Here is a 13,731-nt window from a genome sequence, read left to right on the forward strand (position 1 = left end):
CCGCGCGTCATCTGCGCGACGCGCCCGGCCCCGGCCAGCCCCTAGCATGGCGGCTGGCGCACACCAATGGCCCCCAAGGCAATACAGGAGACACCCCATGCTCACACTCTGCGGCTTTTCGGCCAGCAACTACTACAACAAGGTCAAGCTCGCGCTGCTCGAAAAGGGCGTGCCCTTCACCGAGGAACTGGCCTGGATCGGCGAAACCGACCGCAGTGCCAGCCCGCTGGGCAAGGTGCCCTACCTGCGCACCCCGGGCGGCACGCTGTGCGAGTCGGCCGTGATCGCCGACTACATCGAGTCGGCCTACCCCGCGCATCCGCTGATCCCGGCCGACCCGTTGGCCGCCGGCAAGGTGCGCGAGCTGATCACCTTCATGGAACTGCACCTGGAACTGGTGGCGCGCAATCTGTACCCGCAGGCCTTTTTCGGCGGCACGGTGAGCGAGGCCGCGCGCGAAAAAGTCGGCGCCCAACTGGCCAAGAACGTCGCGGCATTCGCCCAGCTCACGAAGTTCAGCCCATTCATCGGCGGCGACACGTTCACGGCGGCGGACTGCGCGGCCATCGTGCACCTGCCCCTGGTGTCCTCGGCCACCAAGATCATCTACGGCCGCGACTTCTTGGCCGACCTGCCGGTGCGTGAATACCTGGCCCGCATGAATGAGCGCCCCCATGTGGCGCGCGTGAACGCCGACCGCAAGACCAACACCGCTGAAATGCTGGCCCGCCCCAAAGGCTGACGTCGCAAGGGGGTGCGCATCGGCTGCTATCCTGCGCCGATGCACAGTCTTTTCCACCTTGCCTTCAACGTCACCGACCTCGACGCAGCCCGCCGCTTCTACGGCGGCGTGCTGGGCTGCCGCGAAGGCCGCAGCACCGACACCTGGGTCGATTTCGACTTCTTCGGCCACCAGATCTCATTGCACCTGGGCACGCCGTTCGCCAGCGCCGCCACCGGCCATGTGGGCGAGCACTTGGTGCCCATGCCGCACTTCGGCGCCATCCTCGAATTGCCCGCCTGGAAGGCCGTGGCCGAGCGGCTGCGCGCGGCCGGCACGCCCTTCGTGCTCGCGCCCCAGGTGCGCTTCGAGGGCGAGCCCGGCGAGCAGTGGACGATGTTCTTCCGCGACCCGAGCGGCAACCCGATCGAGATGAAGGGTTTCAAATCCATGGAGCAGGTGTACGCCGCCTGAGAGGCTGAGCCGCCCCCTGCCCTGAAAAAATCGGGCGCAGTGGGTGGCCCCCCCCTGGCGCGCTTCAGCGCCGTTGCATCAGCGGCATGGTGCCCAGCGCGAACACCGAGTTGGGCACCCCCACCCCCGCCATGCGCGGCTTGGGCTTGCTCGTTGGTACGGCACGGGCACGCTGCTGCGGCTCGGCGGCATCCACCACCACGCCGCGTTCGATCTCCTGGGCTACCAGTTCCGCCAGGCTCACGGACTGCAGGTAGTCCATCACGCGGCTGTTGAAGGTGATCCACAGCTCACCCGTCATGGCCGTCATCTGCGCGGCCTGGCCCTGGCCCAGCCCCTGGGTGTCATCGCCCTTGAGGTTCTCCACCGCCAGGATGATCTCTGCCACGGACACCTGCTCGGCGCGGCGCGCCAGGGTGTAGCCGCCGCCGGGGCCGCGCGTGCTGTCCACCAGCCCGGCGCGCCGCAGCGCGCTGAACAGCTGCTCCAGGTAGGACAGCGAGGTGCCCTGGCGTGCACTGATGGTCGACAGTGCCACAGGACGCATCTGCTGGCGCAGTGCGAGATCGGTCATGGCCGACACGGCAAGTTGCCCTCGGGTAGTGATACGCATCTTTGACTCCTTGTGAACGTTGTATGGCCAGGGTTCGGTGCCCGAAGGGGCGTTCCGCGATCTGTCCATGTACGTACTGTAGGGATCTTGACACTTCGCGTATATTCGATTTATTGAGATTTTTACTTCGATTTTTGCGAAGTATCAAGGAGATGGCATGAACTTCAAGCACCTGCGCTACTTCTGGACCACGGCCAAGGCGGGCGGCATCATGCGCGCCGGCGAGCAGCTCAACACCACTCCGCAGACGCTGTCGGGCCAGATCAAGCAGTTGGAGGAGTGGCTGGGCCACGACCTGTTCAGGAAGCGCGGCCGGGGGCTGGAGCTGACCGCCGAGGGCCGGGTGGCCCTGGGCTATGCGGAGCAGATCTTTACCCTGGGCGACGAGCTCGAAAAATCCATCCGCCTGGCACGCGGGCAGTCGCGCCCGATCACCTTCCGGGTGGGCGTGGCAGATTCGGTGGCCAAGTCGGTTGCCTATCACCTGCTGGAGCCGGCGATGGGCCTGGCCGAGCAGGTGCACATGACCTGCCACGAAGGCAAGTTTCCAGAGCTGGTGGCGCAGTTGAGCCTGAACCGGCTGGACCTGGTGCTGGCGGACGAGCCGGTCTCCAAGAAGATCGGCGTCAAGGCCTTCAACCACGGCCTGGGCACCAGCTCGATGAGCTTCTTTTGCGCGCCGGCCCTGCGCAGCCAGCTGCAAGGCCCGTTCCCCAAGTGCCTGCACGGTGCGCCGATGCTGATCCAGGGGCCCATGTCGTCGGTGCGCCAGCAGCTCGACCACTGGTTCAACAAGCACCAGCTGCAGCCACGCCTGGTGGGGGAATTCGACGACAGCGCGCTGATGAACGCCTTTGGGCGCGAGGGCCGCGGGGTGTTCACCTCGCCCACCGTGCTGGAAGAGGAGACCCAGGCCCAGTTCGGGGTGGAGGTGATCGGCCGTTCCACCGAGCTGGTGGAGGAATTCTTCGCGATCTCTGTGGAGCGGCGCATCAGCCACCCCTGCGTGGCCGCCATCACCAAGGCGGCGCGGTCGGACCTGTTCGCGGCATGACATGGGCAGGTGCCGACGGCCATGCCCCGCCGGTTCACGCCACCGCTGTCTGCACCTGGCGCGCGTACGGCAGCGGCGCGACGGCGCCATAGCCCTGCACGGCCAGTGCGGCTGCCGCGTTGGCATAGCGCGCCGCAGCAAACACGTCGTCGCTCTGGGCCAGGCGGGCCAGCAGGTTGCCGCAGAAGCAATCGCCCGCGCCCGTGGCATCCACAGGGGTAACGCGCAGGCCTGCGATCCGCTCCCTGCGCTGGCCGTTGCTGGCCAGTGCCCCCTCGGCCCCGAGCTTGAGCACCACGGTGGCCGCGCCCCGGGCATGGCCCCAGTCGACGATGGCGTCCGGGTCGGACAGGCCCGTCAGGGCCTGCATGTCCTCCAGGCTGGGCAGGAAGATGTCGCACAGCGCCACGGCCTGCGCGATGCAGGCCTGGGCCCGCGCCAGCGGCCAGAGCTTGAGGCGCAGGTTGGAGTCGAAGGCCACCAGCGTGCCGGCCTCGCGCGCCAGGCGCATGGCCTCGAAGGCGGTGTCGCAGGCCTGGGGCGAGATGGCCAGCGAAATGCCCGACAGGTGCAGAATGTGCGCGGCCTGCAGCACGGCGGTGGGCTCGCCGGCCAGCCATTGCGGCGACATGCGGCTCGCGGCCGAACCCGCGCGCAGGTAGCTGAACTCGTGCCCGGCATCCCCGTGCGAGACGAAGTAGATGCCCGTGGGGTGTTCGCCATCGCCCTGCACCGCACGGGTGTCCACCCCCTCGGTACGCCACAGCGCGGTGAGCGCCTGGCCAAAGCTGTCCTGCCCGATGCGCGTGAGGTAGGCGACGCGCGCGCCGGCCCGCGCCGCCGCAATGGCGGCATTGCTGGTATCGCCGCCAAAGCCGCGCAGGTACTGCGGCTGGCCGGGATGGATCTGGTTGAACTCGACCATGGCCTCACCCAGCGCGGCCACGTCGAAGCTCTTGCCCTTGGAGGTGTTGGCGCGCTCAGGCACGGGGCTTGTAGGCGGTGACGTCGATCTCGACCTTGGCGTCGATCATGAGGCGCGACTCGACGGTGGAGCGTGCGGGCCGGTGCTCGCCGAAGCATTCCATGTAGACGCGGTTGAAGCTGCCGAAATCGCGCGCATCGGCCAGCCAGACGCTGACCTTGGCCACGTCGGCCAGGGTGCAGTCGGCCAGCGCCAGGGCATCCTTGACGCGCTGGAACACCTGGCGCGTCTGCGCCTCGATGCCGCCGACGATGACCTGGCCCTGGTCGTCCGTGGGCACCTGGCCCGAGACGAAGACGAAGTCGCCGGCGCGCGTGGCGGGCGACAGGGGCCGCGCCTGGCGGTCGGAGGCGATGGGGGACTGGCCCAGCAGTTCTACATGGCTCATGCAAGCTCCTTGTGTAATGAATTTACATAAATCATCGAAAAAAACCCGTTTGACTTTCACAAACGAGTCATCTACGATTAAAAATGTAATGTTATTACTTATGGAGCCACGATGCAATCCTCATCCATCCGTGATCGGTTGACGCTCGCAGTGCCTGTGCAAACCGCACGGCGCCGTGTTCTTGGCCTGGCGGCAGCCACTGCCGCCATGGTCGTGGCCCTCGGCTCGAGCCTGCCGGCCCAGGCGGCCCCTGCCAAGGGGGGCGCCGCCAACCTGGCGATGGTCGGCGAGCCCCAGGGGCTGGACCCCATGGTCAGCACGGCCGACCTGGTCGGCACCATCATGCAGCACGTCTACGAGCCGCTGTACACCTTCGACGCGAACTGGGCCGTGGCGCCCATGCTGGCCGAAGGCCTGCCTACCGTGTCCAAGGACGGGCTGACCTACACCATCGCCCTGCGCAAGGAAGTCAAGCTGCACAACGGGCGCGACCTGAACGCCGACGACGTGGTGGCCTCGCTGCAGCGCTGGATGGAACTGTCGCCGCGCGGCAAGGCAGTGGCCAAGGAGGTGGCCTCGCTCACCGCCAAGGGCCCGCTGTCGGTGGAGCTCACGCTCAAGGCGCCCTATGCACCGCTGCTGGCCCAGCTGGCGTTGCCCAGCGGCATGGCCGCCATCATGGCCAAGGAAAGCATTGCGCCGCAACTCAAGGACTTCATCGGCACCGGCCCCTACAAGTTCAAGGAGCGCCGTCCCGACCAGTTCACGGTGCTGGTGCGCCACGACAGCTACAGCGCCCGCAAGGAGGCGCCGAGCGGCTATGCCGGCCGCCGCGAGGCCCTGCTCGACGAGCTGCGCTTCGTGCCCGTGCCCAATGCCAACACCCGCGTGGAAGGCGCCCTGTCGGGCCAGTTCCAGTACGCCGACCTGCTGCCCGTGGAAGCGGCCGGCCGCATCGACAAGGGCGCCCCGGCCGTGGTGCCCATCGTGACGAAGAACTTCGGCTTCCCCTACATCGTCTTCAACACCAAGGAAGGCGTGCTGGCCGCGCAGCCGCTGCGCCGCGCGGTGCAGACCGCCGTGGGTTCGGGCGAACTGCTGGCCGCAGGCTTTGGCGACAACCGATTCTTCGTGGTGGAGCCCAACTTCTTCCCCAAGGGCACGCCCTACTACTCGGACGCGGGCGGCAAGCTGTACAACGAGCGCAATCCGCAGGCCGCCAAGGACCAGGCCGCCAAGGCCGGCTACAACGGCCAGCCGGTGCGCATCATGGCCAGCCGCCAGTACGAGTTCCACTACAACATGGCGCTGGTGATGGCCGAGCAGCTCAAGAAGGCCGGCTTCAAGACCGAGCTGCAGGTGGTGGACTGGGCCACCCTGGTGCAGCGGCGCAACGACGCCAAGCTGTGGGACGTGTACTTCACGCACTCGGGCCTGTTCCCTGAGCCCATGCTCTCGCCGCCGCAGCTCGGTGAAGGCGCACCGGGCTGGTGGGACTCGCCGGCCAAGAAGGCCACGCTCACCGCCTTCAACCAGGAGACCAACATCGCCAAACGCGGCCCGCTGTGGGGCGCCGTGCAGCAGGTGGTGTACGACGAAGTGCCCTTCATCGAGGTGGGCAAGTTCAACGGCCTCTCGGCGCGCTCGGCCAAGCTTGAGGGCTACACGCCGGCGATCTGGCCGTTCTTCTGGAACACGGGCCTGGCCAAGTAAGCCCACCGCACAAGGTTCGTTGCCATGCGTTTTCTGATGACCCGCCTGGGCGGTGCCCTGGTGGTGCTGGCCCTCGTCGCGGTGCTGGTGTTCGCGCTCACGCGCCTGGCCTCGGGCGACCCGGTGGCGCTGCTGCTGGGCGAGCAGGCCACGGCCGAGGACATCGCCGCGGCGCGCGTGCAGTACGGGCTCGACAAGCCCCTGCCCACGCAGTTCGTGCTGTGGATCGGCGAGTTGCTGCAGGGCAACCTGGGGCAGTCGATCTTCCTGCAGCGCCCGGTGGCGCAGGCCCTGCTCGAACGCGCTGAGCCCACGCTGTTCCTGGCGCTGTTCGCCGTGAGCATCGCCGCACTCATCGGCATCCCCTGCGGCATGGCCGCAGCCATCTGGCGCGGCAGCCCCGGTGACCAGGCGCTGAGCGGCGTGGCCATGCTCGGGGCCAGCGTGCCCAGCTTCTGGCTCGGGCTGATCCTGATCCAGCTGTTCGCGGTCAAGCTCGGCTGGTTCCCGGCCTCGGGTTATGGGAATCCGGAGTCGCCGCTTGCGGAACGATTGACCCACCTGCTGTTGCCGGCGCTGGTGCTGGGCCTGCTGAACTCGGCACTGATCATCCGCTTCACGCGCGCCTCGATGCTCGACATCCTGGGCGAGGACTATGTGCGCACCGCGCGCGCCAAGGGCCTGGCCGAGGGCACGGTGATGGTCAAGCACGTGCTGCGCAATGCGCTGGTGCCCATCGTCACGGTGCTGGGCCTGACGCTGGCGCTGATGATCGGCGGCACCGTGGTGACCGAAACCGTGTTCAACCTGCCCGGGGTGGGCAACCTGGTGGTGCGCGCCGTGCTGCGCCGCGACTACCCGGTGATCCAGGGCACGCTGCTGGTGATCGCAGCGATCTACGTGTTCATCAACCTGGCCATCGACTTCCTGTACACGCTGGTCGATCCACGCATCCGGCTGGAGGGCCAATGACATGGTGCAACGCCTGATTCGCAATCTCACGGACTACTGGCTGCCACTGGCACGCCGCCTGTTCTCGCGCAAGGTGGTGCTGGCCTCGGCCATCCTGCTGGCGCTGGTGGTGGCCGTGGCCACCGTGTTCCCCTGGGTGTCGGATGCCGACCCCAACGCCATCTCGATCAGCGAGCGCCTGAACGCGCCCTCGGCCGCGCACTGGGCCGGCACCGACGAGCTGGGGCGCGACGTGATGCTGCGCATCGTGCATGGCGCGCGCTATTCGCTGCTGATCGGCGGGCTCACCGCTGCGGGTGCCGTGCTGTTCGGCACGCTGCTGGGCATGTTCGCGGGCTTCTTTCGCCGGCTCGATGCGCCGCTGATGCGCGTGGTGGACGCGATGATGTCCTTCCCCGACATCCTGCTGGGCATCGCCCTGGTGTCCATCCTGGGCGCCTCGCTGTGGAACGTGATGCTGGCGCTGGTGATCGTCTACACGCCGCGCGTGGCGCGGGTGGTGCGGGCCAGCACGCTGGTGCTGCGCGAGCTGCTGTTCGTCGATGCAGCACGCGCCCTGGGCGTGCGCACGCCGCTCATCTTGCTGCGGCACATCCTGCCCAATCTGGTCTCGCCCATCCTGGTGCAGGTGACCTTCATCTTCGCCTACGCCATCCTGGCCGAGGCGGGCCTGTCCTTCCTGGGTGTGGGCGTGCCGCCGGACATCCCCACCTGGGGCACCATGATCGCGGGCAGCCTGGAGTCGGCCGACCGCGCGTTCTGGACCATTCTTTACCCGGGCCTGGCCATCGTGCTCACCGCCCTGTCGCTGCAGATGCTGGGCGACGGCGTGCGCGACCTGCTCGACCCCAAGCTCAAGAAAGCCTCGTGAGCCCCGCTTTCGCCCCACCCACGCAAGCGCCCGCCCGCGGGCGCGCTACGAAGGTATCTCCATGACCACCCACACGGCTGCCATGGCCGCCCCGCGGCTCGAAGTGCAGGGCCTGTCCACCTCGTTCGCCACCGACGCCGGCCGCATCCAGAGCGTGGCCGACGTGTCCTTTGCCATCCACCCGGGCCAGACGCTGGCGCTGGTCGGCGAATCGGGCTCGGGCAAGTCCGTCACCAGCCTCACGCTGATGGGCCTGCACGCCAAGACCTCGCAGGCGCAGGTGGACGGCCAGGCTTGGTTCACCCGGCGCGATGGCCGGCGTGTGGACCTGCTGGCCCTGCCCGAGGCCGAGCGCCGCGCGCTGCGCGGCAACGAGATCGCGATGGTCTTCCAGGAGCCCATGACCAGCCTGAACCCGGTGCTGACCGTGGGCGAGCAGATCGCCGAATCGGTGCGCCTGCACCTCAAGCTCGACCGCAAGGCCGCCATGACCCACGCCCAGCGCATGCTGGAGCTGGTGGAGATACCGGCGGCGAAGCAGCGCGTGCACGAGTACCCGCACCAGTTGTCGGGCGGCATGCGCCAGCGCGTGATGATTGCGCTGGCCATGGCCTGCAGCCCGACACTGTTGATCGCCGACGAGCCCACCACCGCGCTGGACGTGACCATCCAGGCGCAGATCCTGGCACTCATGGGCCGGCTGCAGAAGGAGACGGGCATGAGCATGCTGTTCGTCACCCACAACCTGGGCGTGGTGGCGCAGTACGCCGATGCGGTGGCCGTGATGTATGCAGGGCGCATCGTCGAGTCGGCCCCCGTGCACGACCTCTTCGCGCAGCCCGAGCACCCCTACACGCGCGGCCTGCTGGCCTGCCTGCCCGGCGTGGCCAGGCGCCATGCCGTGGCGGTGGCCGGGCAACGGCCGCGCCTGGTGGCCATACCGGGCCAGGTGTCGAGCCCGCTCGCGCCGCCGCCGGGTTGCGCCTTTGCGCCGCGCTGCGAGCGCCGCATCGCGGCCTGCGATGCGCGCATGCCGGCCCTGTCCGACGAGGGCAGCGCAGGAAGCAGCCGCCGGGTGCGCTGCATCCGTGTGAATGAGCAGCCCATTGAAGAGGTGGCTGCATGAACGCCGAGTCCATGGCCCCGACCCCGGGCGACAACCTCATCGAAGTGCGCGGCCTGCGCAAGTACTTTGGCAGCGGCCCGCACCCGGTGCGCGCGGTGGACGATGTGAGCTTTGCCATCCGGCGCGGCGAAACGCTGGGCCTGGTGGGCGAATCAGGCTCGGGCAAAAGCACTATCGGCCGCCTGCTCACCCGCCTGGTGGACCCCACGGCGGGCCAGATGCTGTACCACGGCGAGGGCGCGAGTGGGCAGGACTTGGCCGGAATGAGCCAGGGCCAGTTCCGCCCGCTGCGCTCGAAGATCCAGATCATCTTCCAGGACCCGTACGCCAGCCTGAACCCGCGCATGCGCATTCGCGAGGTGCTGGGCGAGGCGCTCGATACGCACAAACAGGCGCGCGGTGCGGCACGCCTGCCGCGCATCCACGAGCTGCTCACGCAGGTGGGCCTCAGGCCCGAGCATGCGGAGCGCTTTCCGCACGAGTTCTCGGGCGGGCAGCGCCAGCGCATCGGCATTGCGCGCGCGCTGGCCGTGCAGCCGAACTTCATCGTGGCGGACGAGCCGCTGTCGGCACTCGACGTGTCGATCCAGGCCCAGGTGGTGAACCTGCTGGGCGACCTCAAGGAGCAGCTGGGCCTGACCTTGCTGTTCATCTCGCACGACCTCGATGTGGTGGAGTACCTGTGCGACCGCGTGGTGGTGCTCTACCTGGGCCGGGTGATGGAGATCGCGCCCACCAGCGCGCTGTATGCGCAGCCCGCGCATCCCTACACGCGCGCCCTGCTCGCGGCCGCGCCCATCCCCGACCCCGCGCAGCGGCGTACCATCCCCCTGCTGCAGGGCGACCTGCCCAGCCCCGCCAATCCGCCCTCGGGCTGCGTGTTCCGCACACGCTGCCCGCATGCGGTGGCCGAATGCGCCAGCGCCGACATGGCCCTGCGCCCCGTGGGGGCGGACCACTGGAAGGCCTGCTGGCGCGACGACATCTGACCGGCGCAGCCCCGCTGCGCCCCACCAACATGACGAAACCACATGACCACCACCACTGACTTCACGCTGGACGCCACCAGCAAGAGCTTTCCCATCGCGGCAGCGCCCTGCCGCGCCAGCGAGATCGGCGCACGCGGCTGGAACGTGCTGGCCGACGACCTGGCGTTCCCCCTGGCGGTGCTCCGCCGCACGGCGCTGGCGCACAACCTGGCCTGGATGCAGGACTTCGCGCAGCGCAAAGGCATCGCCCTGGCACCGCACGGCAAGACCACCATGTCGCCCCAGCTCTTCGCACAGCAGCTGGCGGCCGGCGCCTGGGGCCTGACCTTCGCCACGGCCTTCCAGGTCGCGGTGGGGGTGGAGGCCGGTGCGCGCCGCGCCATCATCGCCAACCAGGTGGTCTGCGATGCCGACCTGGACGCGCTCGACGCGCTGCTGGCCCGCCATGCCGACCTCACCGTGTGGTTCCTCGTCGATTCGCTCGCGCAGCTCACGCTGGTCGAGGACTGGAAGCAGCGCCGTGGCAGTGCCCGCGTGTTCAACGTGCTGCTGGAGATGGGCATCCCCGGCCAGCGCACGGGCTGCCGCACGCTGGACGAGGCACTGGCGCTGGCGCGCGCGCTGGCGGCGTCGAAGGCCGTGCAGTTCGACGGCATCGAATGCTATGAAGGCGGCGTGGCGCGCTGCGACAACGAGCACGACGCCCGCGAAGTGACCGCCCTGGTGCGCCGCGTGATGGACGTGGCGCGGGCCTGCGACACCGAGCACCTGTTCGCACGCGACCGCATCCTGCTCACGGCCGGCGGCTCGGCCGTGTTCGACCTGGTGGTGCCGCTGCTGCAGGCCCAGGGCCTGTCGCGCCCGGTGGAAGGCGTGCTGCGCTCGGGCTGCTATGTGACGCACGACCATGGCAACTACGCGCGCTTTCTGAAGAACGTGGAGCAGCGCGAAGGGCTCGACGCCTCGCTGCGCCCGGCGCTCACGGTCTGGGCCATGGTGCAGTCGGTGCCCGAGCCGGGCCTTGCCCTGCTGACCTGCGGGCGCCGCGACATCTCCTACGACCTGGAGATGCCCATCCCCGTGCAACTGGCGCGGCGTGGCGAGCGCACGGCAGCTGCCGTGCCCGCCGGCTGGAGCGTGAGCGCACTCAACGACCAGCATGCCTACCTGCGCTTCGATGCCGCAGCGGGCGTAGGCAGCGCGCCCCAGGTGGGAGACCGCGTGGCGCTGGGCATTTCGCACCCCTGCACCACCTTCGACAAATGGCGCTGGATGCCGCTGGTAGAAGACGATGGCGCCATCACGGGTGCCATCAGCACGCGGTTCTGAGGCCGGAGAAGCGCATGAACAGCAGCCTGCCTCCGTCACCATCGTCCACCGTGCCGCCCAGCCCCACGCCCGGACTGCTGCAGCAGTTGCGCGAACGGCAGGACAGCCTGCCTGAAGCGCAGCGCAGCGTGGTGCGCGCCGTGCTCGAAGACCCGCGCGCCGCCGTGGCCGCCACGGTGGAGCAACTGGCACAGCAGGCCGGCGTGTCCATGCCGACCATCGTGCGCACCTGCCGCAGCTTTGGCTACGACTCGGTGCGCGAATTCATGCTGGCGCTGGCCCAGGACCTGGCCGTCTCGGGCTCGTACCTGCACCGCAGCGTGTTGGCCGAAGACTCGGCGCAGGACGTCTCCAGCAAGATCATCCACGCGGCCGTCGCCTCGCTGACCGAGCTGGGCCGGCGCATCGACGTGGACGTGATCGACCAAGTGGCCGCCAGGCTCGCCAAGGCGCGGCGCATCGACTGCTATTCGGTGGGTGCGGCGTCGACCTTCACGGCCAGCGAGCTGCAGAGCCGGCTGTTCCGCCTGGGCCTCACGGCGAATGCGATCTTCGATGCACACCAGCAGTTGGTATCCGCCAGCACGCTGGGCCCCGAGGGCGTGGCCTTTGTCGTCTCGCACGTGGGGCGCATGCCCTACACGGTAGAGGCGGCCCGCTTTGCGCGCTCGCAGGGCGCCACCGTGATCGCCCTCACGCAGCCAGGCACGCCGCTGGCGGAGACAGCCGACCTGGTGCTGGCCGTGTCGGTGCCGCAGGACGCAGTGATGCGCGTGGGCACCGAGGCCTACCTGGCGCACCTGGTGGTGATCGAGATCCTGATGGTGCGCCTGGCGCAGCAGCTGGGGCCGGTAGCCACCCGCGGCCTGCAGCAGTTCAAGCAGCTTTTGCACAAACACGGATTCGACAGCGCCGAGTATTCGGGCGCCATGGACCCCGGCCCGGGCCTGCACAAGCCGGGCCAGAAAGACCATTGATGGCAGCAACGCAAGCGACCCTGCTGAAGAACGGAACCATCATCGACGGCACCGACCGCCCCGGATGGGTGGGCGACCTGCTGCTGGCGGGCGAGCGCATCGTGGCGCTGGCCGCTCCCGGCGCCATCGACCCCGCCTTGTTCACCGGCATGGCAGTCGAGACCATCGACTGCACGGACCGCGTGATCGCGCCCGGCTTCATCGACGTGCACACGCACGACGATGCCGCCGCCATCGACGCGCCCGACATGCTGCCCAAGCTGTCGCAGGGCGTGACCACGGTGATCGTGGGCAACTGCGGCATCTCGCTGGCGCCCATGGTGACCGATGCGCCGGCGGCGCCGCTGTCACTGCTGGGCAAACACCAGTTCCGCCATGACACCATGGCCGCCTATGCGCGCGCCGTGGATGCCGCGCAGCCCGGCGTGAACGTGGCAGCCCTGCTGGGCCACACAGCCTTGCGCATGCGCCACCTGCCCGAGCTGGGCCGCGCCGCCACGGCCAGCGAGCGCGCCGCCATGGCGGTCGACATGCAGGAGGCCATGGACGCGGGCGCCTTGGGCCTGTCGTCCGGCGTGTTCTACAAGGAGGCCTATGCGGCCGACCTCACCGAGCTGACCGAGCTGGCCAGCGTGGCGGCGCGCAACGGCGGCGTCTACGCCACCCATATCCGCGATGAGCTCGCAGGCATTCTGCCGGCGCTGCAGGAGGCTGCGCTCACGGCGCGGCAGGCCGGGCTGCCGCTGGTGCTGTCGCACCACAAGTGCGCAGGGGCCGCCAACTGGGGCCGCACGCGCGAGACGCTGCCGCTGATCGAGTCGCTGGCCCAGGGCCAGCCCATCAGCCTGGACGTGTATCCCTACACCGCCGGCTCCACGGTGCTGCGCACCGACTTGGTGGACGGTGTGATCGACATCCTGATCACCGGCAGCCAGCCCCACCCGGAGATGGTGGGCCGCTACCTCAAGGATATCGCCCGCGAATGGGATGTGAGCGAGCAGGCGGCGTGCGACCGGCTGCAGCCCGGAGGCGCCTGCTACTTCCAGATGCGCGAAGACGACGTGGAGCGCGTGATTGCGCACCCGCTGGCCATGATCGGATCGGACGGCCTGCCGCACGACGAGCGCCCGCACCCCCGCCTGTGGGGCGCTTTTCCGCGCGTGCTGGCCTGCTACTGGCGCGAAAAAGGACTGCTGCGTCTGGAAGAGGCCATCCACAAGATGACCGGCCTGTCGGCCCAGCGCTTTCGCATCGGCGAGCGTGGGCGCCTGGCAGCCGGCTGCATGGCCGACGTGGTGGTGTTCGACCCGCTGCGTGTGCGCGATACCGCCAGCTACGAACAACCCGTGCAGTTCAGCGAGGGCATCGAGCAGGTGTGGGTGAACGGTGTGCTGAGCTATACCGCTGCCGGCCGGGCCACCGGGGCGCGCGCCGGGCGCTTCATCCGCAGGCAGGCAACGGCCTGACCCGGGCCGGCGGCCAGGAGGTGCCGGACGGCATCTCTTGGCCCCGCCCGGCC

14 protein-coding genes are annotated in these 13,731 nt (G+C 68.9%); 11 read left to right on the plus strand and 3 right to left on the minus strand.

All coding sequences use genetic code 11. The annotated features are described in order from the left end of the window. Positions 1 to 97: 97 nt before the first annotated feature. Both ACSQ3Y_RS31335 and ACSQ3Y_RS31340 read left to right on the plus strand, forming a co-directional pair. Positions 98 to 742, plus strand: a complete 645-nt coding sequence (locus tag ACSQ3Y_RS31335) for a glutathione S-transferase (protein WP_436179969.1) — start codon at positions 98 to 100, stop codon at positions 740 to 742. A gap of 39 nt (positions 743 to 781) precedes the next feature. After that, the gene (locus tag ACSQ3Y_RS31340) at positions 782 to 1,195 is read left to right on the plus strand and encodes a VOC family protein (protein WP_057204134.1); all 414 of its coding nucleotides are present in this window, start codon (positions 782 to 784) and stop codon (positions 1,193 to 1,195) included. Between the two features lie 64 nt (positions 1,196 to 1,259). Here ACSQ3Y_RS31340 and ACSQ3Y_RS31345 read toward each other — a convergent pair whose 3' ends face one another. Further along, complete coding sequence (locus tag ACSQ3Y_RS31345) at positions 1,260 to 1,808, minus strand: Rrf2 family transcriptional regulator (protein WP_057268572.1); 549 nt, start codon at positions 1,806 to 1,808, stop codon at positions 1,260 to 1,262. Positions 1,809 to 1,965: 157 nt separating this feature from the next. Here ACSQ3Y_RS31345 and nhaR point away from each other — a divergent pair, with 157 nt between their 5' ends. After that, on the plus strand, positions 1,966 to 2,862 hold the full coding sequence (gene nhaR / locus ACSQ3Y_RS31350; protein ID WP_428003285.1) for a transcriptional activator NhaR: 897 nt from the start codon (positions 1,966 to 1,968) through the stop codon (positions 2,860 to 2,862). Between the two features lie 34 nt (positions 2,863 to 2,896). Here nhaR and ACSQ3Y_RS31355 read toward each other — a convergent pair whose 3' ends face one another. Together ACSQ3Y_RS31355 and ACSQ3Y_RS31360 are read right to left on the minus strand one after the other, a co-directional pair. Next, positions 2,897 to 3,850 (minus strand): sugar kinase, encoded by a 954-nt coding sequence (locus ACSQ3Y_RS31355; protein WP_436179970.1) that lies wholly within the window; start codon positions 3,848 to 3,850, stop codon positions 2,897 to 2,899. Further along, positions 3,843 to 4,235, minus strand: coding sequence for a RidA family protein (locus ACSQ3Y_RS31360; protein WP_007849612.1), 393 nt, complete (start codon positions 4,233 to 4,235; stop codon positions 3,843 to 3,845). Before ACSQ3Y_RS31360 ends, ACSQ3Y_RS31355 begins: the two co-directional genes overlap by 8 nt. Before the next feature lie 111 nt (positions 4,236 to 4,346). Here ACSQ3Y_RS31360 and ACSQ3Y_RS31365 point away from each other — a divergent pair, with 111 nt between their 5' ends. The 8 genes from ACSQ3Y_RS31365 to ACSQ3Y_RS31400 all read left to right on the plus strand — a co-directional run bounded on the left by ACSQ3Y_RS31365 (position 4,347) and on the right by ACSQ3Y_RS31400 (position 13,678). Next, positions 4,347 to 5,948: an ABC transporter substrate-binding protein gene (locus ACSQ3Y_RS31365; protein ID WP_436179971.1), complete on the plus strand. Its 1,602-nt coding sequence runs from the start codon at positions 4,347 to 4,349 to the stop codon at positions 5,946 to 5,948. Positions 5,949 to 5,972: 24 nt separating this feature from the next. Further along, on the plus strand, positions 5,973 to 6,920 hold the full coding sequence (locus ACSQ3Y_RS31370) for an ABC transporter permease (protein ID WP_436179972.1): 948 nt from the start codon (positions 5,973 to 5,975) through the stop codon (positions 6,918 to 6,920). Position 6,921: 1 nt separating this feature from the next. Further along, a complete protein-coding gene (locus tag ACSQ3Y_RS31375) occupies positions 6,922 to 7,791 on the plus strand; it encodes an ABC transporter permease (RefSeq protein WP_057203979.1) in 870 nt (289 codons plus the stop codon). A 61-nt stretch (positions 7,792 to 7,852) separates the two neighbouring features. Next, positions 7,853 to 8,917, plus strand: coding sequence for an ABC transporter ATP-binding protein (locus ACSQ3Y_RS31380; RefSeq protein WP_436179973.1), 1,065 nt, complete (start codon positions 7,853 to 7,855; stop codon positions 8,915 to 8,917). After that, positions 8,914 to 9,906 (plus strand): ABC transporter ATP-binding protein, encoded by a 993-nt coding sequence (locus ACSQ3Y_RS31385; RefSeq protein ID WP_436179974.1) that lies wholly within the window; start codon positions 8,914 to 8,916, stop codon positions 9,904 to 9,906. Before ACSQ3Y_RS31380 ends, ACSQ3Y_RS31385 begins: the two co-directional genes overlap by 4 nt. Positions 9,907 to 9,948: 42 nt before the next feature. Further along, a complete protein-coding gene (locus ACSQ3Y_RS31390; RefSeq protein ID WP_057203976.1) occupies positions 9,949 to 11,235 on the plus strand; it encodes an amino acid deaminase in 1,287 nt (428 codons plus the stop codon). Between the two features lie 14 nt (positions 11,236 to 11,249). After that, positions 11,250 to 12,212, plus strand: a complete 963-nt coding sequence (locus ACSQ3Y_RS31395; protein ID WP_436179975.1) for a MurR/RpiR family transcriptional regulator — start codon at positions 11,250 to 11,252, stop codon at positions 12,210 to 12,212. After that, positions 12,212 to 13,678, plus strand: coding sequence for an N-acyl-D-amino-acid deacylase family protein (locus ACSQ3Y_RS31400; RefSeq protein ID WP_436179976.1), 1,467 nt, complete (start codon positions 12,212 to 12,214; stop codon positions 13,676 to 13,678). The genes ACSQ3Y_RS31395 and ACSQ3Y_RS31400 overlap by 1 nt, the downstream gene beginning before the upstream one ends. Positions 13,679 to 13,731 lie beyond the last annotated feature (53 nt).

This window comes from Acidovorax sp. LjRoot66 (genome assembly GCF_964253305.1).
GTDB lineage: Bacteria > Pseudomonadota > Gammaproteobacteria > Burkholderiales > Burkholderiaceae_C > Acidovorax.